This window comes from Microbacterium halimionae (assembly GCF_011761265.1).
GTDB classification, from domain to species: domain Bacteria; phylum Actinomycetota; class Actinomycetes; order Actinomycetales; family Microbacteriaceae; genus Microbacterium; species Microbacterium halimionae.
On record NZ_JAAOZB010000002.1, the window covers coordinates 1,083,311 to 1,108,330 of the forward strand.

The following is a 25,020-nucleotide window of genomic DNA, read 5'->3' on the forward strand; positions in this document are numbered from 1 at the left end:
TTACGGCGGGGTTCCGACATCAGCGTCGCCGTTCGCGTGGAGCGCATCGGACCTCAACGCAAATCACACGTCAATGTGAGATCTGCGCAAGTTGGGTCCACAGGCGCTCGACTTGTGAGGTCGTCTCAGCGATGGAGCCCGTCGTGTCAATGATCACATCTGCGACAGCAAGTCGATCTTCGTCCGCAACTTGTGCCGCAATACGCTCTTCAGCGTGACGTCTTTCCATCCCACGAAGATGCACGAGTCTCTCGATGCGCATTGCGGCCGGTGCGTGCGTGACCACAATCAGGTCCCACGGATCGTCCACGCGTGCTTCGACCAACAACGGCACGTCGTAGACCACGATTGCTCGTGAGTTCGATGCGAATGCGGCAGCGAATCTTCGCTGCGATTCTTCACGAACCGCAGGGTGCACAATCGCGTTGAGCTTCGAGAGGGCGTCTGGATCGGCGAACACACGCGAGCCGAGCGCTGCCCGATCAAGCGAGCCATCTGGACTGACCATGTCTGCCCCGAAGTCAGAGGCGATCCTCGCAAGCACCCCTGATCCGGGTGACTGAACATCGCGCACGATCTGGTCGGCGTCGACGATGACGGCCCCTTTCTCCTCGAGCAATCGTGCAACTGTCGATTTTCCCGAGGCGATCCCGCCCGTCAATGCAACTAAAGGCATGTCTCGAGCATGGCACGTGTAAGGCGGAACGACGTTACCCGCTCGTATGCGGGATGGTTGCTGGGGCAGCAAAAAGCACAGAAGCTTCGGCGCTTGTCGCCGCCCGTTTGGCAGCGTCCCTTGCGGCCCGGATCATTCCGCGTGGATCGTAGCCAAAATCACTACTAAGCGCGACCCCGACGCCCACGATGGGCATGACATCGGGCGCTACCGTGGCGAATGCGTCGAGAAGTCCGCGGTACACAGTCGCCGCATATCTCCGGGCCTCCGCTGCTGTTTCGGGGCGTGCGCAGATAAGCAGCCCAGCCTCACCATCTTCTCCCACCACTGATGTCGACGGCGCGAAGCGACGGACACCCTGCCGAGTGACATTGACGAGGTCACTACCGAGATCGGCGCCGAAAGCTCGAGACAACTCGGTGACATCGTCGACTCGGATAGAGATCACGCTGATAAGTTCGCTACGCCACCGGGCACGTTCGGCGATGTCACGCATGGCCCCCACGAACGTTGGGCCTAACAAAATGCCATCCGAGGCGACCCCATCAGCGCTGAGCCAGGCATATCCGCGCACCTGCAACCGAGTAGCCCTCAGCACCGATGTGACCACAAGCCCAGTGATCGTGAGCGTCATGACCAGGATGCTCGTCGCAACTGTGCCGAAGTATGCCTGGAAAAATGGACTATCGACTCCCCACGCAATATAGAAAATGATTCGCGTCAGAAAATAGACCGCTTCCAGTGCGAAGACCAGACTCAGCGTCCATGCGCTCGAAACTCGTACCATCGGCGAACGCAAGCTTTCGTAGCACGCAGCTATGGCGAAAAAGACAAGTGCCGCGAAGAGCACAACAGAACCTGCCCAGTAGCCGGCATCCGGACCTTCGAGCAAGACTGCGCTCGCGACCACCACACCAATCGAAGCAACGAGCACGCCGGGCCATAAGAGCGAACGGTCGTTGAATCGGCGGGCGCCGAGCCATAAAAATCCGGTCGTGAATGCGAAAAGCGCATTTCCAACCGCGATGACAGCGAAACTTTCGCCGCCTGAAGACCAAATGATGTAAGAAATCGTTGTCGACATTCCGCACAGATACGCAAAGGCCCACACGCGCCCTGGGCCGTCGTCACGACGGATCAGGGTTTCTGATATGAAAAGTACTCCAGCGACCACACCGACCAGGCCGGACATCACCGACACCGTCAAATCATCGAGGATCACGACGTGATCTCGCTCTCAGAGTGTCGCAATCCGCTCAGACTCGCCGCGCGCGGCGGCAAATGCACTGTGAACGAAGAGCCAGAACCGAGGTCGGTCGAAAACGAAATGTCCCCGCTATGGGCTCTCACTATGTCCCGGCTAATCGATAGGCCAAGCCCCGTACCACCGGTTGTGCGACTCTGCCCACGGAAGAAGCGGTCAAAAAGTCGCTCTTGGGCCGCGAGTGGAACTCCGCTTCCCGTGTCGTGCACGGTCACCGTGGTTCCCAATTCGCTGTCTTCGTGTGACACCACAGTGACGAGACCACCATCCCGATTGAACTGGATCGCGTTACTTATCAGGTTGTCAAAGACTTGACGCAGTCGAACGGGGTCACCGCACACACGAGCAGAGTGAACACCATCCGTATTGATAGTTATCGCACGTTCGTCCGCCGCCGCGCGCCACTCTTCTGCTGTTCGCAGAAGCAAGCGCGCCACATCAAGATCCTCAGGTGACATATTCATATCGAGCGAAAGTCGAGACGTTCGGGATGCCGTCAAAACCTCTGCGACGATCTCGCCGAGGCGATCTCCACTGCGTGCGGCAACCGTGAGATTCTCCCGCGCGCGCGTAGAGAGGTCAGCATCATCGAGCGCGAGGTCAAGATGACCCATCAACGAAGTCAGCGGGGTTCTCAACTCATGGGAGATAGAGGCCACAAGTTCGTCTCGCGCGCGCTGGGCAGTGAGCGCAGCTGTCACGTCCTGCACAATTACCACCGTGCCAGCGTCGACGCCGCGCTCATCCCGGATCTTTCGAGCTGTGCTGCTCACAGCCCAACGTCGCTCATTCGGCGCACCGTGCCAGAGAACGTCACGATCGAAAACCTCGCCTCTAAGTGCACGCGCGATCGAGCTGGCGGTTGCCGAGACTTCAGTCGTTCCGTCCGAGGCGTAGAGGTTCGCTGCAGTGATGTTCGGGTCAGCGAACCCGGGAATCATGTCAACAAGACGGCAGTACGCATCGTTCATGAAGGCGGTATCGCCGCCCGCAGTAAAACGAACGACGCCGAAATCGACAGAATCGAGAACATCTGTGACGAGTTGTTCGTGCCGCTGCGCGCGAGCCAAAGCACCAGCCAGCACTTCTGATCTCGAAACAGTGAGGACGCGCTGCGCTCCGCTGCGCCGGGCCGCGGTAAAACTCGCGAAAGAAACCGCGGCGATCACAGCAGGGAGAACAAACGCGGAGAACAGCCCGAAGGCCGCATTCGAGAGCACCAGCAGCACCCAGTACAGCGGCGGTATCACGACAAGGCTCGTTATCATCGTCGCCAATCCAAGCGAACCCAGCCACATCGCAGGGAACACCCACAGCAACCCATATCCGCCGGCGGGACTGGCGGAACGCAGAATCGCAATCGCGAATATGTCGATGATCGGGATGACCGCGATCAAAAGAGCACTGCCACGATTCCACGGCACGATCAGGGTCGCACCGGCAGACGCGAAGATGAGTAATACCCCGAGGAGAAAGAAGCCGGGGTCAGTGGTCGCACCGACAGCGAATTCAAGAACAAGAATCACAAGAACGACGGCGCAGAGCGGTACTTGATTCAACAGTGCGCTACGCGCGCGATCTGCGTCCGCGTACGTGCCAGGCTGACGTCCAATGTGGGCCAATGCCCACGTGCCGCGCGAAGTCTCCCCCGACGCAACGTTGCCCTCAGCACGCTTCATAGTCTGACGGTACCGCTAGATGTCGAGGCGCGGCGACGGCGAATTTAGGGCGCTGCCATCGCATCCTGCTTTTCATAGCCTATGAGCAACTCTTTTTCGTGCTCATGGGATGGCACAAAGATAGCGATCAAAGCGGCACCTACAACAATCGCGATCGCCCCCACGAGGTAGGCGCCGAGAGCACCCGCAACCAGACTCTGGGTCGCGCCCGCGAGAATTTGATCTTTGAACTGTGGGTACTGCTCAGCTACATGGAGCGCAGACGAGTAGGACGCTTGAAGCGCACGGGTAACCTCCGCTGTCACAGTGGTCGATTCCGAGCTAGCCGCGATGAGATTACCGAACGAACGCGCGAAGCCGGCAGCGAGGATCGCGCCGAGCAACGCTTGCAAGATGGAGCCACCCAGATCACGCTGAAGGTCGGATGTCGCGGATGCCATACCGATGCGATGAATCGGCGTCGAGTCGGTCAGTGCGCGAGACGCCGGTGTCATGGCGAAAGCCACTCCGCATCCGATGACGAAAAACCCGGCGCCTACTAGCCAATAGGGAGTGTGTTCGCGCCAGAACAACGTCGTGACGAACCCCACAAGCACAAGTCCGTAACCTGTGAGCATCGTTACCCGGGTGCCTCGCGTCGAGACGAGGCGCGCTGAGAAAGGTGCGAAGAGGAGCAAGCCGACAGCTGCTGGTATTGCCGCGAGTCCAGCATCGAGAGTGCCGTATCCCAAGATGTCTTGCAGGAACTGCTGCGCGACGAACATGAATCCCATGAGCGCGCCGAAAACAATCATGCCCGCCACAGCAGGCACCCAGAACATTCGCCGCCGCGCGACCTTGAGGTCGTATAGCGGGTTCACGGCCGTCATCTGACGCCAGGCAAAACCGACGAGGAACACGACGGCGACAGAGATAAGGGTGAGGCCCGCTGCCCCATCCCCGGGAGCGAAGACGATACCGATACCCAACACCAGTGTCGCGACAGCGAATACCGAGAGAACTCCACCGAAGTGATCCACTTTCTCTTTCGACTCTGCAACATGCGAAGGAACAAAGAGGAATACCAGGATGAAGCCGAGCGCTGCGATTGGAGCCGCGAGAAGAAAAGCAGACCCCCACCAGAACTTTTCGAGGAGAAGTCCAGCCAAAACTGACCCGATGACCGTTGACATGGCGGAAACGCTCGACCACAGCGCGATCGCGGTAGTTCGCTGTTTTCCTTGCGCCCACAGCGCTGTAATGAGCGAAAGCGTCGTGGGGTAGGCCATTCCGGCAGCAATCCCGGTGAAGAGCCGAGCAACGATAAGGAGCTCAATAGACGGGGCGAAGGCGGCAAAGAAGCTGACAATAACCGTCAATGCAAGCCCGAGGAGTAAAAGCTGTTTACGTCCGTATCGATCGGCTAAAGCTCCGAGATAGAGCACTGACATCGCAAGCCCGAGCGAACAGCCCAGCGCGACAAGATTTAGCGACGTTTGACCGGCACCAAAGGCATCCCCAATTTCCGGCAGCGCAATATTGGCCGCGGCGAGGTTGATATTGCACACCAGCGCGGCGAGTATCAGAGCCGAGAGCACGAGTACCGGGCGTTTGGGCGCTTCGGGAGCTATCGACGTAGCTGTGCTCGCAGCGGGGTCGTTCATGCGCCTACCCTACCGGTGGCAGGAAGACCGCTCGCTCCGATGGCACCGGACCTCGACGCTATCCTTCAGATTATGAACGGGGACGATGCCGACATCGAGTGGTCGGACGCAAGAGATGCGAATCTCAAGAATTGGAACGATCGCGTCGCGATCCACGAGGAAGCATATGAGCTCGGGAGGTTCGACGACCCGCACTATATTTCGCGCGTGGTCCAAGACGACCTTCCGGTGCTTTCGCGGTTCCTGCCCGCGCAATCGCTGCGTGGGCTTGAGTTGTGTCATTTGCAGTGCCACATCGGTACCGACACGGTTTCGCTCGCCCGTTCTGGTGCCACGGTCACCGGTGTCGACTTTTCGGCCCCTGCACTTGAGTCCGCCGAGCGACTGGCTGACCGCGCGCAAGTGCCCGCGTCCTGGGTCTTGACCGATGTTCTCGACGCGGCAGCCGCAGTGCGCGCCACGTTTGATGTTGTCTACACAAGCATTGGGACAATCACCTGGCTCGGTGATCTAAACAAATGGGCCAGGCAGATCGCCTCCCTCCTCAAACCCGGAGGCGTATTCTTCATCCGGGATGGGCATCCGATCCTCTATTCGCTCGACGAGAGTGCTCCCAGTTTGCAGCTGCGATATCGCTACTTCAACGTCGGCCGTGCGCAGGAGTGGGACGACGAATCGACGTATGCTGGCGACGGCAAAATCACGAATACGCGCACCTACGAGTGGCCGCATCCGTTGTCGCAGATCGTCATGTCGCTCATCGCGGCTGGGCTTCGCATCGAGTTCTTCGACGAGGGCGATACTTTGCCCTGGCGGTTCAGCGACCGCATGATCGAGGTAGACAGAGCGTACGTGTGGCCAGCGCCGGAGCGGGATGTCGTGCCCTGCACTTACACGATTGTTGCGCGGAAAAACTGACGAGCGCTAACAGCTCGATAGCGAGCCTAGGTAACTTCTACCTATCGACGGGAGAAAAAGTTCAGTGCACGCTCTAAATGAATAGTCATTCGGAGAGAGGTTCAGACGGTGTCGGACACACGTGCAACGAAATTCGCTGAAATAGCCGTTATCACGGTCATCGCCGCAGCCTAGTCTGGTTGCATGGCCAACCCTATTGATCAGCTCGTTCAGGGTGGAGCTGAGATTCTCGTAGCGCAAGCAGTAGGGGGCGCGAGCGGTGCGGACGTCGATATCGACGTCAACGGCGGTTCAGATATAGGTCCGCCAGATGGGTGGCCTGGCCTCCCCATGCCAGAGGGAGAAGTGATATCCGCGATGCGGATTGATGACTCATACTCCGCGACCATCTTGACGGCTGATGAACGAACCGTGGAAGACACCATCGCTGACTTGAATGCTCTCGGCTACGCAGAAGTCACTACGGCCGACCTGGGTGGATTCAAAACAGTGAGCGTCGCCGATGACGACCTGACAATTCTGTTGTCGTGGTTTCAGGATGAAGAAAACGGCGGGTATTCAGTCAGTTACTCAGTGGTCGCGACCCAGTCATAGCGCGAGTTCCGTCCGTGGTAGCTGAGCGCTCCAAGTTAGCGTTGCTGCGCCCCTCACCCTCTCGCTACTCTCAGAGCGATGGGGAACATCGTAGCGATCCGGCGTCCTGGCCGTTGCTTGCGCGCGGCGCACTCGTTGCCCACATCATCAGCGCAGTGACACGGCGTCCTGCACGTTCGCAGCTCATCCGCGGTCCGAGCGGAATCGGCAAAACCACAATCGCGGCCCACGCTGCGCGAGCACTCTCCGAACGCGGTTTGCGTGTCGTGCCGATCGTGGGTCTTGCTGAGCTCACGCACGTACCGCTCGCAGCTCTAGCTCCACTTCTCGCCACGGCCCCAGCATCTGAGAAGCGCATCGATCTGCGCGCGCAGTCCCTGGTGACGCTGATCGGCGCGGCGCCGAACGAGTACATTTTGGTCGTCGATGATGCACCCCTTCTTGACGATATCTCGGCGAGCACTCTGTATCAGCTCATAAGAGTGTTCGGAGTCGCCGCGGTGATGACGGCTCGTGACGAGCACAAGATTCACGGCCCGTTGGAAAGGCTGCATCACGAGAATCTCCTCGATGTGATCGACGTGCCACCACTGTCAGCCGTGGAAGTCGAAGAGATCGTCGAACGTTACCTCGACAGGCCACTTCAGCCCGATATGGGGGCAACTCTGCAGCGACACGTTGAGGGCAATCCCCTCTACCTTCGTGAAATTGTCTTCGAGGCCCAGCACGCGGGGCGAGTGCTGGCGAAGGACTTCGGTGTCGTAATCGAGCCAACTTCTCTTCCGCGATACTGGCTCGACAACGTGCGAACACGAATAATCGACCTTCATCCTGCAGCGCGCCAACTGGCGCAACTGCTCAGTGTGTCGCAGCCCTGGCCTGCATCCTTGGCGTTGTCCATGGGTGCTGATGCACTCGACGAACTGCGACGCCGAGCGGTTGTGTCAATAGCGCCAGACGAACGGCAACTCGTTCGTCTGGCGCATCCATTCTTTACGGAAGCGATTGCTGGTGACATGAGCACCACCGTTCACAAGGAAACTGTGCGCCGGGCCGCCGCCGCGCTGCGCTCCACGGGCGTCGACTCTGATCGTTTCACCGCCGCGCATCTCCTCCTCGGAGAGCCCGAAACGGATGTCCGAGAATTGGAGTGGGCTGCGAGCTTTGCTCGCGACGCCCGCGACGCGGCAGCCGGGTTACGGCTCGCACGCGCTGCCCGATACCGCGGAGGAGACTTCACGACAGACTTCATTCTCGCCGTAGCGGCGCCTGCTGTCGGGGATGTCACGGAAGCAGAAGAAGGATTCGCGTCATCGATGTTGGCGGCGCCGTCCGATGAGGATCGCGCTCTCGTTCTACTCCGATGGGGACAGCATGAGGCTTACAGAATGCGCCGGCCTGAGCTCGCGATCTCGCGATCTCGCGATCTCGCGAACAACGCTCAGCCTTCCCGCGCTCTCTGCAACGGCGAGAGAGATCGTGCTGCCCGAACTCATCAAGTGGCGATTGATGGCAGGAGAGCAAGCGAATCTAGGAGAACTGAACGGTAGTGCCCGAACCGACGCACTCAGCGCGGTATCCCACGGTTTGGTCCGGCCATGGTCGCCACCATGGCCGGACATTCGACGGATGCTGTGGCCGCGGATCTCCGCGACACGGGCAATGTTGCCGCAAACACACAAGGATCTGCCGCACGCGTCGGATTTGCTTGATCTCTCTGAGTTTCTCGTCGCCGTCGCCGATGGTCGAATTGTCGACGCTCATGACTTTGCGGCATTGCGCCGAGCGAGTGGGCCGACGGAAGCGGCCGGTATCTGGGCGTACACTCTCGCCCTCATCCATGTGCATGCCGGCGCCCACGGCAAAGCTGAAGATCTTGCAGAGTTGGCAGTGCGCCAACTTGAGTGGCGAGACTCCACCGGCCTCGTTGGGTGCGCTCGAGCCCTTTCTGCAACGACAGCGGCGCTCGTAGGTGACGTAGATCTCGCCCGCACGCGCTTAGCTGAGCTACCTGCGGCGTCCTTGCAAGATGTGAAAACTGTCCTCCAGCGAGCTGAAGTCCTCGCCTGGCTAGATGTCTCCGCGGGTAGGCGCGAAGAGGCCGCGCAACGCCTCCGCGCGGCTGTCGAGCAAGCGCTCGCGCAAGAGCACGACGTGCTGGCGGCCATCACCGCGACTATCGCGATCCGGATAGGAATGCCGAATGCTGTGTTCGACGTCTTGAAGAAATCCACCTCCGAGCGCTCATCGGAAATATTTACCGCCGTATGCCAAGCCGCCGATGCAGCATCGCGAGAGGATCACGCTGTCGCTGTATCGCTGACTTCGAGGTTGCGCGCTGCCGGTCTCGATGCTTTCGCGCTTCACCTCTGCAGCGTCGCTGCCGCCCAATCCTCCGATGCCATGATTCGCCGCAGAACTCTGCTTGTCTGTGCGGAGCTCAACGAAAGCGCCTCGGCAGATCCGGCACTGCGGCAATCGCAAACGAAAACACTCAGAGTTGGGCTGTTATCACGACGAGAACTTGAGATTGCTCACCTCGCGGCGCGGCGAATACGCAGCCGACACATCGCCGAACAGCTCGGCGTTTCAGTGCGAACTGTTGAGAATCGCCTCGGGAATATCTACCGCAAGCTCGAGGTGAATGGTCGCGAAGAGCTCGCGGCTCTCGAGGTCAAAAGTCCCTGACTTCCGTTGGCGGCCCATCGACATGCAAGAAAAGAGGGCCGGAACCAAACGGTTCCGGCCCTCTTCAGAATGCTACGAAGATCAGCGACCCGCGAGCTTCTCGCGGAGTGCCGCGAGGGCCTCGTCATCTGCCAGCGTGCCAGCGGAGCTCGAAGAGCTCGCCGGAGCTGCAGAGCTGGAGACGCTCATGTCTTCACCGATCGGGTTAGCTGCCTCGGCTTCTGCTGCCTTGGTGACAGCTGCCTTGTGCGCTTCCCAACGGCCCTGTGCAGCAGCGTATTCCTGCTCCCAAGCCTCGCGCTGGGTGTCGAAGCCTTCCTTCCAGGCATTGGTCTCGGAGTCGAAGCCCTCGGGGTACTTGTACTCCCCGTTCTCGTCGTACTCGGTGACCATGCCGTAGAGGGCGGGATCGAACTCGGTGCCGAACGGGTCGACTGCCTCGTTGGCCTGCTTCAGCGAGAGCGAGATGCGGCGACGCTCGAGGTCAATGTCGATGACCTTGACGAAAACCTCTTCGCCAACCGAAACGACCTGCTCAGCGAGTTCAACGTGCTTGCCCGAAAGCTCCGAGATGTGCACGAGGCCCTCGATGCCGTCGGCGACGCGAACGAAAGCGCCGAAGGGAACGAGCTTGGTGACCTTACCGGGCGCGACCTGGCCGATTGCGTGGGTACGCGCAAATACCTGCCACGGGTCTTCCTGCGTTGCCTTAAGCGAGAGCGATACACGCTCGCGGTCCAGGTCAACCTCGAGGATCTCGACAGTAACTTCCTGGCCAACTTCGACAACCTCAGAAGCGTGCTCGATGTGCTTCCAGGAGAGCTCAGAGACGTGAACAAGACCGTCGACGCCGCCGAGGTCAACGAACGCACCGAAGTTAACGATCGACGAAACGACACCCTTGCGGACCTGGCCCTTGTGAAGGTTGTTCAGGAAGCTGGTGCGCGACTCGGACTGCGTCTGCTCAAGCAATGCGCGACGCGAGAGCACAACGTTGTTGCGGTTCTTGTCAAGCTCGAGAATCTTCGCTTCGAGTTCCTGGCCGAGGTAAGGCGTGAGGTCACGAACACGACGCAGCTCGATGAGCGATGCGGGAAGGAAGCCACGGAGCCCGATGTCGACGATCAGGCCACCCTTGACGACCTCGATAACCGAACCGGTGACGACGCCGTCGTCTTCCTTGATCTTCTCGACGTCTCCCCATGCACGCTCGTACTGTGCGCGCTTCTTGGAGAGGATGAGGCGGCCTTCTTTGTCTTCCTTCTGGAGAACAAGAGCTTCGACCTCGTCGCCGACCTTGACAACCTCATTGGGGTCAACATCGTGCTTGATGGAAAGTTCGCGAGAGGGGATGACACCCTCAGTCTTGTAACCGACATCGAGGAGGACCTCGTCGCGATCGATCTTGACGACGGTGCCTTCAATCAGGTCTCCGTCGTTGAAGAACTTGAGGGTCTTCTCGACCGCGGCCAGGAAGTCCTCAGCAGATCCGATGTCATTGATGGCGACCTGCTTGGTGGCCGGGGCGGTCGTTGCGGTAGTCATGTAGTGGGTTGTCCTTGTTGGGTTGGGTGTCAGGCTGCGACACACGGGCAAAATGATGCCAGGGCACACAGCGAAGCGGATTTTTGTTGCGATATCACGGTTGCACGCCAAAACAGACGAAAATCGTGACGTCTAAGGCTATCAGAATCCACGCATGCACTACAGGCAGAGCAGGACACGCGTAACAATCCGTTTCTTAGCGGCGGCCAGCCTTATCAGCAGCACTCTTCGGAGGATCCACAGTCACCTCGAGCGGGTGCAGTCCTCGTGCCGATGACCAGATCAGGCGCTCACCCTTTGCTGCATGCTCGGATGCTCGAACAGCACGCTCGTCGGCCCAGCTGTTGAGACGATGTCCGCTGTGACCGCGCACGTGCTCCAGGATGACATCAGGCATCCCACTGGCGCGTCGTTCGTCACGCGCCACAATGAGCTGCTCCAAAATGTCCCGGTTCGCGGTGGGCTTCTTTGCACTCGTCAACCAGCCCCGGCGGGCATGACCGTCCATCCATTTGGAGTATGTATCGATTGCGTACATCGAATCCGCCTGAACTGTGAGGCGACGTACGTGCGGGTGATCAGTAATGGCGTACAAGAGCGCGAGCAGCTCACCGATATTGTTCGTGCCTTCCGGGATTGACCCGGCAGACCAATGTCCGTCTTCGCCTACCCAGGCCCATCCCGCAGGGCCAGGGTTCCCCTTGCACGCACCATCAGTGGCGAGGGTATAGGTATCAATCTCGGTCGTGTGATGCTCGGGCATCCGCCAATTCTTTCAGCATCACCAAGGGTCGATGCACATGAAGAAGGCCTCGGACCACACTCCGAGGCCTTCTTCATGTGGAATGCGAGGTTATGCCTCGCTCATTGCTGTCTTCTCGGCCTGGCCCTTTGCGGCGTAATATGCGGCGCGAGCGGCCAGACGGCGAGACTGCTCGGCCTGACCTGCATCGAGCACGTCCTGCGGAACGTCAACGCTCTCGACATGCGAGACACCGTTGTACTTCTCGATGTAGGCGTCCAGCTCGGGGCCAGACGTCCACGATGTGATGAGGCAGTAGCGTGCTTCATCACCGGGGTGAGTGGCCGCGTGCCACAAGCGCTGCGTGTCGACGATCAGCTGCGCACCAGCAGGCAGTGCGATACGCACTTCACCCTCCGGGTCGGTGCGGTTGTGACGCAAAACGAAGTAGCTATCTTTATCGTCGGTGAGGTTGAAGAACCCCCGTACGACCCAACCGGTCCCGTCCGGATTCAAGCGATTGTTGTCGTCCTGGTGAAGGTTGTAAAGGCAGTCCGCGTAGGTGTTGGGCTGCAGCTCGATCACGCGACAACGACCCACGTTCGCGCCGGGCTCCTGTGCGCGACGGGTGAGTTCGGGTGCCTTCTCTACCTGCGAATCGATCCAGACACCGTCTTTGTCGGTACGCGGCGGCTTGTGATTCCAGAAGCCATTGCACTCGATGTCGCCGAAGGCGCTTGCCAACGGAGCAAAGCGAGTATCGCCCGACGACTTCCAGTCGTTGTATTCGATATCGAGCCACTCTTTGGGGTCGAGTTCCCTGTTGTAGGAGTCGAGAACGACGTAGCCGGTCTCTTCGAGAGCGGCGGATTTGATATAACCCATGAGGTAAATCATGCCTTTCGTAGGGGGCCAGCGAAGTTTTTACAGGCCCAGGTAAGGTCAGCCTACCGATGCTCCGGTTGTCGCCACCGAGAACCGCCCGGGAATAAAACCGCTGCATCCGGATCAACTAAACTCGCCGGGGCCGCGAAGCACCGCCGAGTTCGCGCGGAACCGATGAAGGCAAGGAGTGAAGCCGAATCATGGGCACTGCCACAAACGTCGACGCCACAGCGGTCAATACGATCGACTGGCTCTCTACTCCCGGCACGACGATCGTCGTCCCCGTGTACCAGCGGCAATACCGCTGGGACATCGGCGGGTGCGAGCAGCTCCTCGGCGATGTTCGAGCCGTTGCCGATTCTGATGAAAGCCACACCCACTTCATCGGTTCGATTCTTTCAACGCAGGCATCCAAAGCGGATGCCGCCGAGCTTGTGTTGATCGATGGGCAGCAGCGAATCACGACGCTGATGCTCTTGGTCGCGGCCGTGCACCATGCGGTGAAAGATAGCGATCCGGAGATGGCCGCGGAACTTGCGCGCGTGCTCATGCACGACCCGGATGAAGCAAAAACGAAGTTGCGACCCCACAAGGCATGGGCAGACGTGTTCCAAAGCGTCGTACTGGATCGCCGCGCGCCCGGTGATGAGGATCGCTCGTCGCGATTTGATGACAACTATGCGTTCTTCCGCAGTCAGGTTGGCACATCGGAAGCGCCTCGCATTTGGCGGGGTCTGAAGAAACTCGAGCACGTCTCGATCTCTCTCGGCGCCGATGCAAACGCGCAACAGACATTTGAGAGCCTGAACTCGACCGGCGAGCCGCTACGCGACCACGAGCTGATTCACAACTACGTACTCATGGGGCTGACTCACGCAGAGCAGACCGAGATTGAAGAACTCTTCTGGGTGCCGCTCGAACGGAACACCGGTGAATCGATCGGGGGCTTCTGGCAGCACTATCTGATCATGACGACAGGTAGAGAGGTCGCTATCGCGGGCGAACGCGGAGTTTACGACGCGTTCCGCAACAGTTTTCCGCGGCTCACAATCGACACGCTTCGCGGTCACGCAGCGCAGTGGCTGAGCTATTCCGAGGTCTATCGGACCTTACTTGACCCCTCCGAGGCAGAAGACGGCGAAATCGCGGCCCATTTGATTCACATCAACACCTTCGCACGCGGCATGTATCCGCTCGTCATGCGGGTGTACCGGGAGTATCTCGATGGGCTGCTCACGAAAGAAGCTGCGATAGAAACCCTCGAATACGTGCAGGCGCTGCTCCTACGTCGCGCGGTCGTCGGCATCAGCAACGACAGGCTCGTTGCCCGCCTTTGCCGGGCCAGAGAGGACGGCCCCGATGCGCTCCGGCATGCAGTAGCGCGGATCACTCCATCAGATGAACGCGTCAAAGTAGCGCTTAAATACGGTCAGCTCCCTCACGCGCTGTATGTTCTCGGACGCCTCGCCGGGGCCACCGACCTCTCAGAGTGCGATGTCGAGCACATCTTCCCGCTCGCTCCCGGAGATAACTGGAGCGGAGATGGCAAGCGCGAGTGGGCCGATTACACCGACGATGAGCAAAACAGCCACCGCGCTCTCGCGCCGACGCTGGGAAACCTCACCCTTTTGGAGGAGTCGCTCGCCGAGCGCGCATTCGACAGGTCATTCCACGAGAAGCAGCCCACCTACGGCGCGAGCGGATTTCTTATGACATCCGATCTCGCCTCTGAGGGGTCCTGGGGAACCGCAGCGATCGCTGCCCGCACAGCGCGACTGACGGAGAAGTTCCTGCAGATCTGGGCGCGGCCGGTGACGGTCGGAATCGACGACGACGACCTCACCCCGATCCTCGACGCGAAACGCCGCCGAGGCTGGCCGAGAGGCTGGGAGCGGGAATTCGACTACGTGGAATACCGCGGAGAACACTGGGAAGTCCACGACGTGAAATATCTGTTTCACCGCATTTTCACGAGACTGTGGGCAGACTCGCGAGCCGAAGTGGTCGCGTTCAGTGCGCGACGCGGGGGTCCGATCTTTGACGCTCAGGCGTGGAATGGCGAGTGGGACGCGCTCGACGAATCCCACTTTCTGTACATGGGATGGGATTCGAAGTACATGCTCACCGCTGTCCAAGGTCTACTCGACGAAGCGGGCTTTGCTCCCGAGGTCTTCGTGAAGTATTCCTACTTCGGCGCGGTGATGTGAGTAACGCGTTCTACGCCGCGTGCGCGCGCTCGCACCTCGGCGCGCCGGCGTGGCTGCAATCGGCACACTGAACGACCCGGCTCTGGCAATTCGGATCAGCACAGTTCACCATGCGAGATTCGGGCACCCCGCATCCGCTGCACTTTCCGATGACCGCTGCATCGGGGCCAAACGTCAGAGCCTCACGCGCGTCGAAGACGTAGAGCGAGCCTTCCCACAGTCCGGAGTTTCCAAAGCGCTCGCCGTATCGAACGATGCCGCCATCGATCTGGTAGACCTCCGAAAAACCCCGCGAGATCATGAGGCTAGAGAGCACCTCGCAGCGCACTCCGCCCGTGCAGTACGTGACGATTGGCTTGTCTTTGAGGTGATCGTACTGACCGGAGTCGATCGCGGTCACAAGGTCACGTGTGGTTGCGGCATCCGGGACGACGGCGTCCTTGAACTTGCCGATTTGGGCCTCGAAGGAGTTTCGGCCGTCGAAAAACACCACTTCGTCCGCACGTTCAGCCACCAATTCGTTGACTGCCTCGGGCGAAAGGTGAGTACCGCCACCGCGCACGCCACCTTCGTCAACCCGAAGCTCGTCAGGTGCACCGAAGCTCACGATCTCATCCCGCACCTTTACGACCAATCGCGGAAAATCGTTGCTGAGCCCGCGAGCGTCGAGCTCCGATCCCTCCGACCATTTGAAGTCAGTTTCAGCGAAAGGTGCGTATGCGCGCATCTTGCGCCAGTAGGTTTTAACGGCCTTCAGCTCGCCGCCGACCGTGCCGTTGATCCCGTCTTTGGAGATCAGGATGCGGCCGCGAAGCCCCAAGAGCTCGCACAGGTCGCGCTGCCACACACGAATAGCCTCAGGGTCGGCGATCGGTGTGAACCGGTAATACAGGAGAATCTTAGAGACGGCCACCGAACAATGGTAGGCCGTGCGCGACGACAGAGTTCGTTGTTGAAAGGAACCCAGTGGCTAAACCATCATCGGCGCGGGCTGTTTCGACAGCACTGGCGCTCGACGTTGTGCTCGTTGTGCTCTTCGCCTTGATTGGACGAGCGAGTCATGATGAGGGTGTTTTTGGCGCGAACGGGTGGGGCCTCGCCACGACCGCGTGGCCCTTTCTCGTCGGGCTCGCGGTGGGTTGGCTCATCACCGTCGCGTGGCGGCGGCCCACAGCACCCGTCCGCACAGGTCTCGGGCTCTGGATGACGACAGTTGTCGTCGGGATGCTGCTGCGCGCTGTGAGCGGTCAAGGCACAGCCTTAGCATTCATCGTCGTTGCGACGATTACCCTCTTGGTCTTCCTGGTGGGCTTGCGAGCCCTCGCCTCGGCTTTCAGCCGCCGCCGGCGCGCCTAAGCGCTCGGCTTCAGCATCACTTTCGTCGCACGACGCTCATCCATGGCTGCGTACGCTTCGGCTGCTTCTTCAAGCGGAAGCACCAGGTCGAAAACCTTGCCAGGAGTGATCTTTCCAGAACGCACATCGGGCAACAGCTCGGCGATATAGCCGCGGACAGGGGCAACGCCGCCGTTAACTCCAACGTTTCGTCCAAACATCGCCTGCACCGGAAGTTCTGGGCCCCCGTTCGGAACTCCGACGTAGCCGACCATTCCGCCGGGGCGAGTCGAGCGAAGCGCCTGGTCCATCGATTCCTTCGTTCCGACGCATTCAAGCACCCGATCTGCGCCGATTCCTCCAGTGAGCTCCCGCACTCGCTCCACACCCTCATCTCCGCGCTCTGAAACGATGTGAGTGGCACCGAATTCGCGAGCAAGAGCTTGACGCTCGGGATGCCGCGACATCGCGATGATCGTGCTCGCACCGAGTCGATGGGCCGCGATGATGGCGCACAGGCCAACAGCGCCGTCTCCAACGACCACCACAGCGTCTCCTGGCTCTACGCCAGCCGACACCGCGGCGTGGTGCCCAGTTCCCATCACGTCGCTGAGGGTGAGGAGCCCGGGAATTTCGGAATCTGCTACCGGGCCTTCGACGACTGTCAGCGTTCCGTCCGCGAGAGGAACACGCACGAACTCGCCCTGCCCGCCATCGGCGAATCCGCCTTCACGGTCCTCGCTCCCCCACCAGCCGCCGTTGAGGCACGACGTACTCACGCCATTTCGGCAGTTCGCGCATGTGTTGTCACACACGTAAAAAGGAGCGATCACAAAATCGCCGGGCGAAACAAGAGCTACGTCGTCACCGACGCTCTCGACGACTCCGACAAATTCATGACCAATACGGTGCGCGGACTCGGTCGGCGTCACACCGCGATAGGGCCAGAGATCAGAGCCACAAACGCACGCGGCAACGACACGCACTATGGCATCGCGCCCTGTGGAGAGCTGGGGAGTGGGTACGTCTTCAACGCGAATATCTCGCGGAGCATGAATCACTGTGGCACGCATATTTTCAGCGTACGCCCGCTTTTCACTCACCAGCTGTGAGAGCCTGGAATCCCTTTGAAAGGTCCGACGATCCCTGACGTGATCCATCCGCCGTAGAACTCGCCCGGCTGCGGAATAACCGTCTCGCCGTTCACCGTGCATCGATCCATCAGCTGCGGATAGACGGCCACGCGATTGCGCAGTAGTTCGAATCCTGGCATCGGGCGCGCGTAACCCCACGCGGCGCGTGGCACTACGACCGGCCGCGCATCGGGCGTAGCGCGGCCGGCCGAGACCACATCGAAATAGTGCGCGGCACCCTTCCATTCGCACATCGATGACCCCGCCGCCGAGACGAGGCATCCGCTTTCGAATGCATCTTCCGGCAGGTAATACACGGGAGGATGGCTCGTTTCAAGCACTCTGAGAACGTCGTCGGTGTCGACGATCTCAACACCGCCGAGAGTGATCTTTATCCGTGCATTCTGCCGCTCAAGGCGCGGAGGTCGTGGGTAGTCCCACACTGACTCCTGCCCAGGCTTTACCCGGTCTGGCGTTGGCCGTCGCATACTCGAAAACTTAGCCGCGAAGAGCCTCAGCGATAAGCGTTTCTCCGGAACCGAACCGAATCGTTCGACGGATCGTCGAATCATCTTCGAGAGAGGCGGCGAGCACAGCTGCAACATCCGCGCGGGGAACCTCGCCGTTCCCTTCCGGGTTCAGCGTGATTTTTCCGGTGCCGTCGTCGAGTGTGAGCGTGCCCGGCCCGAAAACTGTGTAGTCAAGTTCGGATGCCGTCAGGTGCTCATCTGCGGCAAGTTTCGCGTCGGCGTAGGCGAAGAAGTCGTCGTCTTCGGGAACGCCGTGATCGGGACGTGAACCAATCCACGAGACCATCAGGTACCGCTTCACGCCCGCAGCTTTCGCGGCGTCCATGGTGCGGATTGCGGCGTCTCTATCGATGGCATATGTGCTCTCGGCAGAGCCACCGCCAGCGCCGGCAGACCATACGACAGCGTCGTGGCCCGCTATGAGATCAGCTAGCGCATCGACATCGAGTGCTGCAACATCGGCGACGTGAGGCGTTGCGCCAGTCTCCGAAACTTCTGCGGACTGTTCGGGCTTGCGGATAACAGCTGTGACTTCGTCTCCTCGCTTCGCGAGCAGGGGTGCCAAAAGCATCGAAACGCGGCCGTGGCCGCCGAAAATCAGAATTCGCGACATGGGTGTTTATCCTTTCGTCGTCCTCACTCCACCCTACGAACCAGCCATCGGATCAGCGGGGTGCTGGCATCTGCAGCGATCTCGTGTTACGGCCGCTACTCAGCCTGCTCGACAACCTCACCATCCAGGTACCACCATCGCTCGCTCTGCCAGACGAAACGGCTCCGTTCCGTGAGAATTCCTCGCCGTCCGTGTTCGCGCCAATGCGCACGAAATGCCACATAGCCGCGGCGATCACCCGGTTTCCCGGCCTCGACGCTGACAACATCGAGCCCTGTCCAGGTCACATCGGGGTCGAGCGCGAGGTCTGCAGGGCAAGTGCCCGGATGCCAGGACGCACGCAGATGGTTGAGGTCACCGAGGACAAAAGCTGTGTACCTCGACCGCATAAGCGCTTCAGCTGTTGGGGCAGGTATGCCGCGAATAATCGCTCCACAGCACTCCACGAACGCAATATCACTGCCGCATGCGCACGTTTCTGCGTTTTTCACGCTCCCCACACTCTCATGAGTGCTTGACTGGCCGCATGGAGCAGGTTGCGATGTTCCCCCTGAGCACAGTGCTTATGCCGCACATGCCGCTCACTGTGCGCATATTCGAAGAACGTTATCAACGCATGCTCGGTGTACTTCTTGAGGCTGAACCCCCCACAGAGCCGCACTTTGGCGTCGTGCTTATTGAGCGCGGGCACGAAGCTGGCGGCGGGGATAGGCGTTTTCCGATCGGCACGATGGCACGCATCGACAGGGTCGTGTCGGCCGCACCAGACGATTTTGTTGTGTTCGCCCACGGCACCCACCGGGTCGACGTTGTTTCATGGCAAGAAGACGCACCATACCCGCAAGCTCACGTGAGCCCCATCGCAGAGCTGCCGTGGAGCCCAACGCTCGAACCGCTTCGGCATGAGGCTGAACGTGTCGTTCGCCGTGTCCTCACGCGCGCAAGCGAGTTCGCCGACGTCGGATGGGATCCAGCTATCGAGCTTTCTGACGCTCCAATAGCGTCATCGTGGCAACTTGCTGGCATCGCACCCATTCCCGATGTAGACCGAATGGCGCTGCTGCGATCCGACAGCCTCGCTGAACTCCTCGCCGGCGTCATCGCGCTGACTCGAGATGCTGAGCCGGCGCTCACGGCCGCGAGCACCGATGCAGAATTTGCTGATGCGATCGCTCAGCTCCTTGCCGAACCCGGTGACCAGATCGATAAAGACGACCGCGACGACGATCCTGACGAGAGCAAGTCGTAGCCGCGCGCGTGCACGCGCGCTGGCGGTCTCCCCCGTCTAGTCTTGGTCGAGTGTCAGCTACGTCGCTTCGAATCATCACCCCACGAGGAAAGCTCGTGATCATCGCTGCGGTGTGCTCGCTCTTCGCAGCAATGGGGGTTGTCACCGTTGCGCTCAGCCCAGAGACGATGCTGAACCTCATCATTGGAGTCGCTGCGGTCGGCTTCTTCGGTATCGGAGGTGGCATTTCCCTTATATCGCTGTGGCGCCGAAGTCTGCTTCTCGAAGCAGATGCCGACGGCATCCGCTTCTCGCATCGCACCTTGATCGAGTGGAGTGGTGTTGAGCGTGTGGGCTCAACGTCCTCGCAACTCGGCATCCGGCTGCGAAACCCTGACTCCCTCATCGCGCAGGATCCACGAGGGTTTTCACGAGACGAGCTTCGCGAGAATCGCCGCAGTTCTGGCGGTTGGGATCTCGTTTTCGCAGATAACCTGCTCGATAGAAGCCCAGCGGATGCTGCAGCCGCCATCAACGCGCAACGCCCCTAGCCATGCAAATCACACGTCGGGTCACTGATCGCCTCAACACAGCAATCCGCGCCCCGCGTCGTACTCCGCTGCTGCAGGTCTTGAAGTCAGCTATCGCGACAATTGCCGCCTGGTTGACGGCATCGTTGGTGTTCCCCGACGCCACACCAGTCTTTGCCGCAATCGCCGCCCTCCTGGTGGTGCAGCCAAGCCTCAACCAATCTTTGGCAAAGGCGCTCGAGCGCAGCGCGGGGGTCATCGCAGGCGTCGCCGTCGCGTCAGGGCTCGGAATCCTATTTGGCGAATCGACGTGGGTTGTCGTCCTCGCAATCGCGCTGGGGCTGCTCATCGCGTGGGCGCTCAAGATGACTGCGGCGACGGCGAATCAGGTCGCGATCAGCGCGATTCTCGTTATCGCCCTCGGACAAACAACGCCCGGCTATGCCATAGACCGAGTGCTGGAAACAATTCTCGGTGCGGCGATCGGAGTGATCGCGAACCTTGCGATCGTCCCACCTCTTGCCCTCCAGCCTGCGCGCGAGCGAATCGACGCGCTCGGGAATGAAATCGCGCAGACTCTCGATCGTCTAGCTGATGCACTAACGACAGAGCACACGCGATCAAATCTCGAGGAACTTCTCCTCACTGCCCGGTTACTTCGGCCGATGCAACAGGGCGCTCAAACTGCTATCGATGTCAGTGTTGATTCGCTCACGCTCAATCCGCGTGCGCGCGCACACCGCCACGAGCTTCGTGAGCTCAACGCTCAGTTGGAGTACTTCACTCCGATCGTGAATCAAGTCGTTGGCATGGCGCGAGCCGTATACGACAGGTACGACTCAAGCGTCATCGTCGAACCCGCCGCGCGCGCTATCGCAGACCAGCTCCGTCGTGCCGCGCACGACGTTCGCCTCATACAGAGTTCGTCAGATGTCGCTGCGCGCGATAGCGGCGAGGAAAAGATTCAGCAAAGCACTGCAGAAATTCCGGCCCTCACTACCCCGTTGACTATTCTCATGCCGTCATCCGAAAACTGGATTCTGATCGGGGCACTCATGGAAGATTTGCGGCGCATTCACGAAACGCTTAGCGATCGATAACGTCAGCTCGCGCAACTCACACACTGAGTCGCGAACGGGCGCACTGCGAGACGATCCGCGGGAATAGGACGACCGCACGTTTCACAGATTCCATAGAGGCCCGAACTCAATCGTTCTAATGCACGAGAGATCGCGGCGGCTTCGTCTGCCTCGGCGCCCCGGATTGCTTCGAGTCTCGACCACTCCGCCGACAACGTTGAACCTTCTGGGTCGTGCTCGTCGTCGGCGACGTCTTCGCCGCGCGCGGCTCGTAGAGCGTGGGCGTCCGCCCCGTGCTCTCGAATACGCGCACTTAATTCACGCTGACGGCTGAGAAGCAGCGCGGCAAAGTCGACGGGCTCGCCGTCGGGAGTGTTGCCATCGAAATTATTCGCTCGAGTGGTCATACTCGCGGTGCTACGAGCGTGGTGACACCACAACAGTGAATTCGAGGGGCTGGATTCCACCGTCATCGTTCGTGAGCGTCACGCTTGACTCGCCGGTTGCAAGAGCCGATACGCCCGGGTTGAACGTGGTGCCATCCTGCTCATACCCCGCGACGAACTCGGCGACTTCTTCATCGGCGACTTCTCCGGTATAGCTATCGACTGCAAGATCACCCGTGTTGATGTTCAACACCTGACCCACGACGAGATCGACCGTCTTGCCCTGCAGATCGCCAGCATCCATTGTGATTGGCGCGATGACGTCGCCCGGCTCATCCGACGATGTCGAGCAACCGGAAAGGCCAACGCCTGCCACGACAAGCACGGCGGCGACAACAAACTTGGAGATTTTCACCAAGTCAGTATGACATCGCCAACGTGCCGACAGGGTTACGAATCGGTGTCAACCGCGCCGCGAGCGTTGTACACGAGAACGTCGGCTTCGCCGTAGGCGCGATAAACCTCGAGAGCCGCCTCATGTCCGACGCCGATCGTGACGCGAATTCCTCGGCGCTCGAACTGCTCAGCCCAATCGTCTACGACGGGTCCTTCATCGAAACCGGTCAGTTCCTCAAGAAGCGGGCCTTCACCAGCAACCACCAAGGAACGGATGCCGCTCCACATCGTCGCGCCGTAGCACATGACACACGGACGCCAATTGACAACCAGCTCGAGGTCGGCTCCGTCCGCACCCAGGTCCCAGCGCCCGAGGCGTGTCTGGGCCAAGCTCAGCGCTGTGACCTCCGCGTGAGCGGAACTCAGCCCCGAGCTCAGCACAACATTCACGCCGACAGCGACGATCTCGTCGGTCGCGTTATTCACCACGATCGCAGCGAAGGGGCCGCCGTTGCCCGCTCGCCAATTGCGATCAGCGAGCTCGTTCACCAGCGCCATTCGTGCTTCGCCGCTCGGGAGCGACTGCGGCAGGGTTTCAAGATCTGCCAGAAGCCATTCGGGTAGCGCGGCTTGATAGGAGGTTGCGAAAGTCATGAATCCATTGTGCCGACGGAATGTTTCGCCAAATCGCTTTCCCTCGCCAGCGTGCACCCGCCGTGCCAAAATAACCGTGTGAATCCCCGACTCATGCTGCTCGACACTGCATCGTTGTACTTTCGCGCGTTCTACGGGGTTCCCGATACTGTGCGGTCTCCCGACGGTGTTCCCGTCAACGCAGCACGAGGGCTGCTCGATATCATCACGAAGCTCGTGACCGTCTATGAGCCCACCCATATCGTGGCGTGTTGGGATGACGATTGGAGACCGCAGTGGCGGGTCGATCTGGTGCCGTCCTACAAGGCTCATCGCGTGGCCGAGATCGTAGCGACCGGACCCGACGTCGAAGAGGTCCCTGATTCCCTGGAGGCACAGCTCCCCCTTATTCGTGATGCTCTCGCGGTTGTCGGTATCGCAGTACTCGGAGCTCCCGGGTACGAAGCAGATGACGTCATTGGAACCCTCGCGAGTTCAGCGGAAATCCCCGTCGATATCGTCACAGGCGACCGTGACCTTTTTCAGCTGATAGACGACGTTCGTGACATTCGCGTCATATACACAGCCAAAGGTATGAGCCACCTCGAAGTCATGACAGAACAAACTCTGCGCGACAAGTACGGGGTCACCGGGGCACAGTACGCCGACTTCGCAACACTGCGGGGTGATTCGTCCGATGGGCTGCCGGGGGTGCGAGGCGTCGGAGACAAGACCGCGGCAGCACTCCTCAGCGCGCACGGAGATCTAGCAGGCGTCATTTCTGAAGCGGATCATGGCGATGCACTGAGCCCGAATCTGCAAGCGAAGATTCGGGATGCGGCGGAATACCTCGCTGTAGCACCTCAGGTGGTCGCAGTCGCGCGCGACGTACCACTCACAGTGCTCGACACCGCACTGCAGTCGCTCACACCAGAAGAAATGGTGGATGCTGAGCGCCTCGCGAGCCAATGGGGACTCGGTGCCGCAATCACCCGGCTGACCGACGCTCTCACCCGCTATTGATTGGCCTTCATCACCGGATTGCGGCCACGGCGAGACGCCGAGATCAGGGCAGCCAGGAGAGCAAAAGCATAGAGAGATGCAAGCACGATCAGCAGTGACTCTCCCGCCGCCCAGCCCCCGGTAGCTTCATGGAGAGCTCCCACCACGGGGGCGCCCACGGCGCCCACGGCGTAGCCGCCGCCTTGAACGAATGCTGACATGCCAGCGGCCTCCCGATCAGAGCGCGACACAGCCACCAAGACGGTGAAGATAACGACGAAGCCTCCCGAGTGCGCGATAGCTCCAAATATCAACCACACCCAGGTGAGACCCGGCAGGGCAAGCATTCCGATAGTGAGCAAGAGCCAGCACACACAAATGACGCTCGCTGGCACCCAGTGTGGCGCAAACCTGCCGAGGATCGGCACGACGAATGCCCCGAGAATTCCCATCCCTTGAAAAAGGGATGCAAGCGCGCCGGCGCCCACGCGGTCAAGACCGAGCTCATCCGCGGTGATAGAAGGTAGCCAGGTCGAAAACGCGTAATAGATGGTGGTCTGACAGCTGAACGTTGCTAGCAGCAGCCAGGCAGTCGGGTTTCGAAAAACAGAACGGGATTTCGTGACCACCGGCAGCGGGCCTGTGACAGTTGCTGGATCAATTCCCCCGGTATTCGAGTCATCCGAGCTGACACCTGAATATCTCTCACCGGAAAGATTGCCACTTGCGCGGATTCGCCGTAGGTGAACGCCCCATAGAAACAGACCGATGACGGTAATGAAACCCCAGAACACAAGTGCCCATGACCAGCCGACGACATCTGCCAGTGGTGCTGTGAGAAGTGACGTGAGCAGCGAACCGGCGTTGAGAGTCGCAACGTATGCAGCTGTGATCATTCCGACGCGTGGCCCCGGCACATCCCGTCGAATAATCACTGGGATGACGACGTTACCGAGCGTGATGGCCGCCCCGATGACCAGCATGCCGGTGAGCATCCACCCGAATCCGGGCAGTGCCCGGATGAGAGTTCCAGCCAACACTCCGGAAAGTGACAATAGAAGTGCTCGCTCTGCGCCAGAGCGTCGAATCACAATCGCGGCGATCGGCGTCAGTAACGCAAACATCAAGACCGGTGCTGTCGTCAGCAAGCCGACACTTGCTGAGCCGAGACCTAAATCCCGCTCGATGTCACGCAGAACGGGTGTTGGCGCAACGATTGGCCCTCGCAGACTCAACGCAGCGACAAGCACACCTGCGATCACGAGCCACGGGATACCCCGAGACGCCACCGAACGGACAGACGAGGTCATCGTC

The 25,020-nt window shown here is 60.1% G+C and carries 26 protein-coding genes; 10 read left to right on the forward strand and 16 right to left on the reverse strand.

Annotation, left to right across the window (positions count from 1 at the left end; all coding sequences use genetic code 11):
• Nucleotides 1-70: 70 nt before the first annotated feature.
• Genes coaE through FHS06_RS12990 form a run of 4 tightly spaced genes read right to left on the reverse strand, consistent with a single transcriptional unit; the run spans nucleotide 71 to nucleotide 5,262 of the window.
• Nucleotides 71-676 (reverse strand): dephospho-CoA kinase, encoded by a 606-nt coding sequence (gene coaE / locus FHS06_RS12975; protein WP_167049921.1) that lies wholly within the window; start codon nucleotides 674-676, stop codon nucleotides 71-73.
• A gap of 34 nt (nucleotides 677-710) precedes the next feature.
• On the reverse strand, nucleotides 711-1,898 hold the full coding sequence (locus tag FHS06_RS12980; protein WP_167049923.1) for a diguanylate cyclase: 1,188 nt from the start codon (nucleotides 1,896-1,898) through the stop codon (nucleotides 711-713).
• Nucleotides 1,895-3,619, reverse strand: coding sequence for a sensor histidine kinase (locus tag FHS06_RS12985; RefSeq protein ID WP_167049925.1), 1,725 nt, complete (start codon nucleotides 3,617-3,619; stop codon nucleotides 1,895-1,897). The genes FHS06_RS12980 and FHS06_RS12985 overlap by 4 nt, the downstream gene beginning before the upstream one ends.
• A 44-nt stretch (nucleotides 3,620-3,663) precedes the next feature.
• The gene (locus FHS06_RS12990) at nucleotides 3,664-5,262 is read right to left on the reverse strand and encodes an MFS transporter (RefSeq protein ID WP_167049927.1); all 1,599 of its coding nucleotides are present in this window, start codon (nucleotides 5,260-5,262) and stop codon (nucleotides 3,664-3,666) included.
• Between the two features lie 72 nt (nucleotides 5,263-5,334).
• On the opposite strand from FHS06_RS12990, the gene FHS06_RS12995 reads away from it, so the two are divergent.
• The 4 genes from FHS06_RS12995 (at nucleotide 5,335) to FHS06_RS13010 (ending at nucleotide 9,462) form a co-directional block, all read left to right on the forward strand.
• Entirely contained in the window at nucleotides 5,335-6,180 is an 846-nt protein-coding gene (locus FHS06_RS12995) for a class I SAM-dependent methyltransferase (RefSeq protein ID WP_167049929.1), read from the forward strand.
• Nucleotides 6,181-6,363: 183 nt separating this feature from the next.
• Nucleotides 6,364-6,774 (forward strand): hypothetical protein, encoded by a 411-nt coding sequence (locus FHS06_RS13000; RefSeq protein WP_167049931.1) that lies wholly within the window; start codon nucleotides 6,364-6,366, stop codon nucleotides 6,772-6,774.
• Between the two features lie 155 nt (nucleotides 6,775-6,929).
• A complete protein-coding gene (locus FHS06_RS13005) occupies nucleotides 6,930-8,324 on the forward strand; it encodes an ATP-binding protein (RefSeq protein WP_167049933.1) in 1,395 nt (464 codons plus the stop codon).
• Nucleotides 8,325-8,436: 112 nt separating this feature from the next.
• Complete coding sequence (locus FHS06_RS13010) at nucleotides 8,437-9,462, forward strand: helix-turn-helix transcriptional regulator (RefSeq protein ID WP_167049935.1); 1,026 nt, start codon at nucleotides 8,437-8,439, stop codon at nucleotides 9,460-9,462.
• Nucleotides 9,463-9,543: 81 nt separating this feature from the next.
• On the opposite strand, the gene rpsA is transcribed toward FHS06_RS13010, so the two are convergent.
• The 3 genes from rpsA to FHS06_RS13025 all read right to left on the reverse strand — a co-directional run bounded on the left by rpsA (nucleotide 9,544) and on the right by FHS06_RS13025 (nucleotide 12,634).
• Nucleotides 9,544-11,007, reverse strand: a complete 1,464-nt coding sequence (gene rpsA, locus FHS06_RS13015; RefSeq protein ID WP_167049937.1) for a 30S ribosomal protein S1 — start codon at nucleotides 11,005-11,007, stop codon at nucleotides 9,544-9,546.
• Nucleotides 11,008-11,203: 196 nt separating this feature from the next.
• Complete coding sequence (locus FHS06_RS13020; RefSeq protein ID WP_167049939.1) at nucleotides 11,204-11,770, reverse strand: ribonuclease H family protein; 567 nt, start codon at nucleotides 11,768-11,770, stop codon at nucleotides 11,204-11,206.
• Nucleotides 11,771-11,860: 90 nt separating this feature from the next.
• Nucleotides 11,861-12,634, reverse strand: coding sequence for a hypothetical protein (locus tag FHS06_RS13025; RefSeq protein WP_167049941.1), 774 nt, complete (start codon nucleotides 12,632-12,634; stop codon nucleotides 11,861-11,863).
• Nucleotides 12,635-12,834: 200 nt separating this feature from the next.
• Here FHS06_RS13025 and FHS06_RS13030 point away from each other — a divergent pair, with 200 nt between their 5' ends.
• Nucleotides 12,835-14,841, forward strand: a complete 2,007-nt coding sequence (locus FHS06_RS13030; RefSeq protein ID WP_167049943.1) for a DUF262 domain-containing protein — start codon at nucleotides 12,835-12,837, stop codon at nucleotides 14,839-14,841.
• A gap of 10 nt (nucleotides 14,842-14,851) precedes the next feature.
• Here the strand turns inward: FHS06_RS13030 and trhO are convergent, their stop codons facing one another.
• Nucleotides 14,852-15,754, reverse strand: coding sequence for an oxygen-dependent tRNA uridine(34) hydroxylase TrhO (trhO, locus tag FHS06_RS13035; protein WP_167049945.1), 903 nt, complete (start codon nucleotides 15,752-15,754; stop codon nucleotides 14,852-14,854).
• Nucleotides 15,755-15,807: 53 nt separating this feature from the next.
• On the opposite strand from trhO, the gene FHS06_RS13040 reads away from it, so the two are divergent.
• Entirely contained in the window at nucleotides 15,808-16,197 is a 390-nt protein-coding gene (locus FHS06_RS13040; RefSeq protein WP_167049947.1) for a DUF3054 domain-containing protein, read from the forward strand.
• Here the strand turns inward: FHS06_RS13040 and FHS06_RS13045 are convergent.
• The 4 genes from FHS06_RS13045 to FHS06_RS14245 all read right to left on the reverse strand — a co-directional run bounded on the left by FHS06_RS13045 (nucleotide 16,194) and on the right by FHS06_RS14245 (nucleotide 18,943).
• On the reverse strand, nucleotides 16,194-17,249 hold the full coding sequence (locus FHS06_RS13045; RefSeq protein ID WP_167049949.1) for a zinc-dependent alcohol dehydrogenase family protein: 1,056 nt from the start codon (nucleotides 17,247-17,249) through the stop codon (nucleotides 16,194-16,196). The two genes, FHS06_RS13040 and FHS06_RS13045, sit on opposite strands and share 4 nt — an antisense overlap.
• Nucleotides 17,250-17,275: 26 nt before the next feature.
• Nucleotides 17,276-17,797 carry a DUF427 domain-containing protein gene (locus tag FHS06_RS13050; protein WP_167049951.1) on the reverse strand — a complete coding sequence of 174 codons (522 nt, stop codon included), beginning with the start codon at nucleotides 17,795-17,797 and terminating at the stop codon, nucleotides 17,276-17,278.
• 10 nt (nucleotides 17,798-17,807) lie between these two features.
• Nucleotides 17,808-18,452, reverse strand: a complete 645-nt coding sequence (locus FHS06_RS13055) for an SDR family oxidoreductase (RefSeq protein ID WP_167049953.1) — start codon at nucleotides 18,450-18,452, stop codon at nucleotides 17,808-17,810.
• Between the two features lie 95 nt (nucleotides 18,453-18,547).
• Nucleotides 18,548-18,943, reverse strand: a complete 396-nt coding sequence (locus FHS06_RS14245; protein WP_310734821.1) for a YchJ family protein — start codon at nucleotides 18,941-18,943, stop codon at nucleotides 18,548-18,550.
• A 35-nt stretch (nucleotides 18,944-18,978) separates the two neighbouring features.
• On the opposite strand from FHS06_RS14245, the gene FHS06_RS13065 reads away from it, so the two are divergent.
• Genes FHS06_RS13065 through FHS06_RS13075 form a run of 3 tightly spaced genes read left to right on the forward strand, consistent with a single transcriptional unit; the run spans nucleotide 18,979 to nucleotide 21,310 of the window.
• Nucleotides 18,979-19,701, forward strand: coding sequence for an LON peptidase substrate-binding domain-containing protein (locus FHS06_RS13065; RefSeq protein ID WP_167049957.1), 723 nt, complete (start codon nucleotides 18,979-18,981; stop codon nucleotides 19,699-19,701).
• A gap of 50 nt (nucleotides 19,702-19,751) precedes the next feature.
• Nucleotides 19,752-20,231 (forward strand): STM3941 family protein, encoded by a 480-nt coding sequence (locus tag FHS06_RS13070; RefSeq protein ID WP_167049959.1) that lies wholly within the window; start codon nucleotides 19,752-19,754, stop codon nucleotides 20,229-20,231.
• A 2-nt stretch (nucleotides 20,232-20,233) separates the two neighbouring features.
• Nucleotides 20,234-21,310 carry an FUSC family protein gene (locus FHS06_RS13075; RefSeq protein WP_167049961.1) on the forward strand — a complete coding sequence of 359 codons (1,077 nt, stop codon included), beginning with the start codon at nucleotides 20,234-20,236 and terminating at the stop codon, nucleotides 21,308-21,310.
• A 2-nt stretch (nucleotides 21,311-21,312) separates the two neighbouring features.
• Here FHS06_RS13075 and FHS06_RS13080 read toward each other — a convergent pair whose 3' ends face one another.
• From FHS06_RS13080 to FHS06_RS13090, 3 genes are read right to left on the reverse strand one after another with little or no spacing between them, the layout of a single operon-like run.
• Nucleotides 21,313-21,696 carry a TraR/DksA family transcriptional regulator gene (locus FHS06_RS13080; protein WP_167049963.1) on the reverse strand — a complete coding sequence of 128 codons (384 nt, stop codon included), beginning with the start codon at nucleotides 21,694-21,696 and terminating at the stop codon, nucleotides 21,313-21,315.
• A gap of 10 nt (nucleotides 21,697-21,706) precedes the next feature.
• Nucleotides 21,707-22,090 carry a hypothetical protein gene (locus FHS06_RS13085; RefSeq protein WP_167049965.1) on the reverse strand — a complete coding sequence of 128 codons (384 nt, stop codon included), beginning with the start codon at nucleotides 22,088-22,090 and terminating at the stop codon, nucleotides 21,707-21,709.
• A 35-nt stretch (nucleotides 22,091-22,125) separates the two neighbouring features.
• Entirely contained in the window at nucleotides 22,126-22,725 is a 600-nt protein-coding gene (locus FHS06_RS13090) for a nucleoside deaminase (protein WP_167049967.1), read from the reverse strand.
• A gap of 78 nt (nucleotides 22,726-22,803) precedes the next feature.
• Between FHS06_RS13090 and FHS06_RS13095 the strand changes: the two genes are divergently transcribed.
• On the forward strand, nucleotides 22,804-23,727 hold the full coding sequence (locus FHS06_RS13095) for a 5'-3' exonuclease (protein WP_167049969.1): 924 nt from the start codon (nucleotides 22,804-22,806) through the stop codon (nucleotides 23,725-23,727).
• Here FHS06_RS13095 and FHS06_RS13100 read toward each other — a convergent pair.
• Nucleotides 23,721-25,016: an MFS transporter gene (locus tag FHS06_RS13100; protein WP_167049971.1), complete on the reverse strand. Its 1,296-nt coding sequence runs from the start codon at nucleotides 25,014-25,016 to the stop codon at nucleotides 23,721-23,723. The two genes, FHS06_RS13095 and FHS06_RS13100, sit on opposite strands and share 7 nt — an antisense overlap.
• Between the last annotated feature and the right edge of the window lie 4 nt (nucleotides 25,017-25,020).

What these genes read in the sequence shown, in the direction of transcription:
- coaE (WP_167049921.1), bottom strand. Translation starts at nt 676, where the DNA reads ATGCCTTTAGTTGCATTGACGGGCGGGATCGCCTCGGGAAAATCGACA.
- FHS06_RS12985 (WP_167049925.1), bottom strand. Translation starts at nt 3,619, where the DNA reads ATGAAGCGTGCTGAGGGCAACGTTGCGTCGGGGGAGACTTCGCGCGGC.
- FHS06_RS12990 (WP_167049927.1), bottom strand. Translation starts at nt 5,262, where the DNA reads ATGAACGACCCCGCTGCGAGCACAGCTACGTCGATAGCTCCCGAAGCG.
- FHS06_RS12995 (WP_167049929.1), top strand. Translation starts at nt 5,335, where the DNA reads ATGAACGGGGACGATGCCGACATCGAGTGGTCGGACGCAAGAGATGCG.
- FHS06_RS13000 (WP_167049931.1), top strand. Translation starts at nt 6,364, where the DNA reads ATGGCCAACCCTATTGATCAGCTCGTTCAGGGTGGAGCTGAGATTCTC.
- FHS06_RS13010 (WP_167049935.1), top strand. Translation starts at nt 8,437, where the DNA reads ATGTTGCCGCAAACACACAAGGATCTGCCGCACGCGTCGGATTTGCTT.
- rpsA (WP_167049937.1), bottom strand. Translation starts at nt 11,007, where the DNA reads ATGACTACCGCAACGACCGCCCCGGCCACCAAGCAGGTCGCCATCAAT.
- FHS06_RS13020 (WP_167049939.1), bottom strand. Translation starts at nt 11,770, where the DNA reads ATGCCCGAGCATCACACGACCGAGATTGATACCTATACCCTCGCCACT.
- FHS06_RS13025 (WP_167049941.1), bottom strand. Translation starts at nt 12,634, where the DNA reads ATGGGTTATATCAAATCCGCCGCTCTCGAAGAGACCGGCTACGTCGTT.
- FHS06_RS13030 (WP_167049943.1), top strand. Translation starts at nt 12,835, where the DNA reads ATGGGCACTGCCACAAACGTCGACGCCACAGCGGTCAATACGATCGAC.
- FHS06_RS13045 (WP_167049949.1), bottom strand. Translation starts at nt 17,249, where the DNA reads ATGCGTGCCACAGTGATTCATGCTCCGCGAGATATTCGCGTTGAAGAC.
- FHS06_RS13050 (WP_167049951.1), bottom strand. Translation starts at nt 17,797, where the DNA reads ATGCGACGGCCAACGCCAGACCGGGTAAAGCCTGGGCAGGAGTCAGTG.
- FHS06_RS13055 (WP_167049953.1), bottom strand. Translation starts at nt 18,452, where the DNA reads ATGTCGCGAATTCTGATTTTCGGCGGCCACGGCCGCGTTTCGATGCTT.
- FHS06_RS13065 (WP_167049957.1), top strand. Translation starts at nt 18,979, where the DNA reads ATGGAGCAGGTTGCGATGTTCCCCCTGAGCACAGTGCTTATGCCGCAC.
- FHS06_RS13075 (WP_167049961.1), top strand. Translation starts at nt 20,234, where the DNA reads ATGCAAATCACACGTCGGGTCACTGATCGCCTCAACACAGCAATCCGC.
- FHS06_RS13080 (WP_167049963.1), bottom strand. Translation starts at nt 21,696, where the DNA reads ATGACCACTCGAGCGAATAATTTCGATGGCAACACTCCCGACGGCGAG.
- FHS06_RS13090 (WP_167049967.1), bottom strand. Translation starts at nt 22,725, where the DNA reads ATGACTTTCGCAACCTCCTATCAAGCCGCGCTACCCGAATGGCTTCTG.
- FHS06_RS13100 (WP_167049971.1), bottom strand. Translation starts at nt 25,016, where the DNA reads ATGACCTCGTCTGTCCGTTCGGTGGCGTCTCGGGGTATCCCGTGGCTC.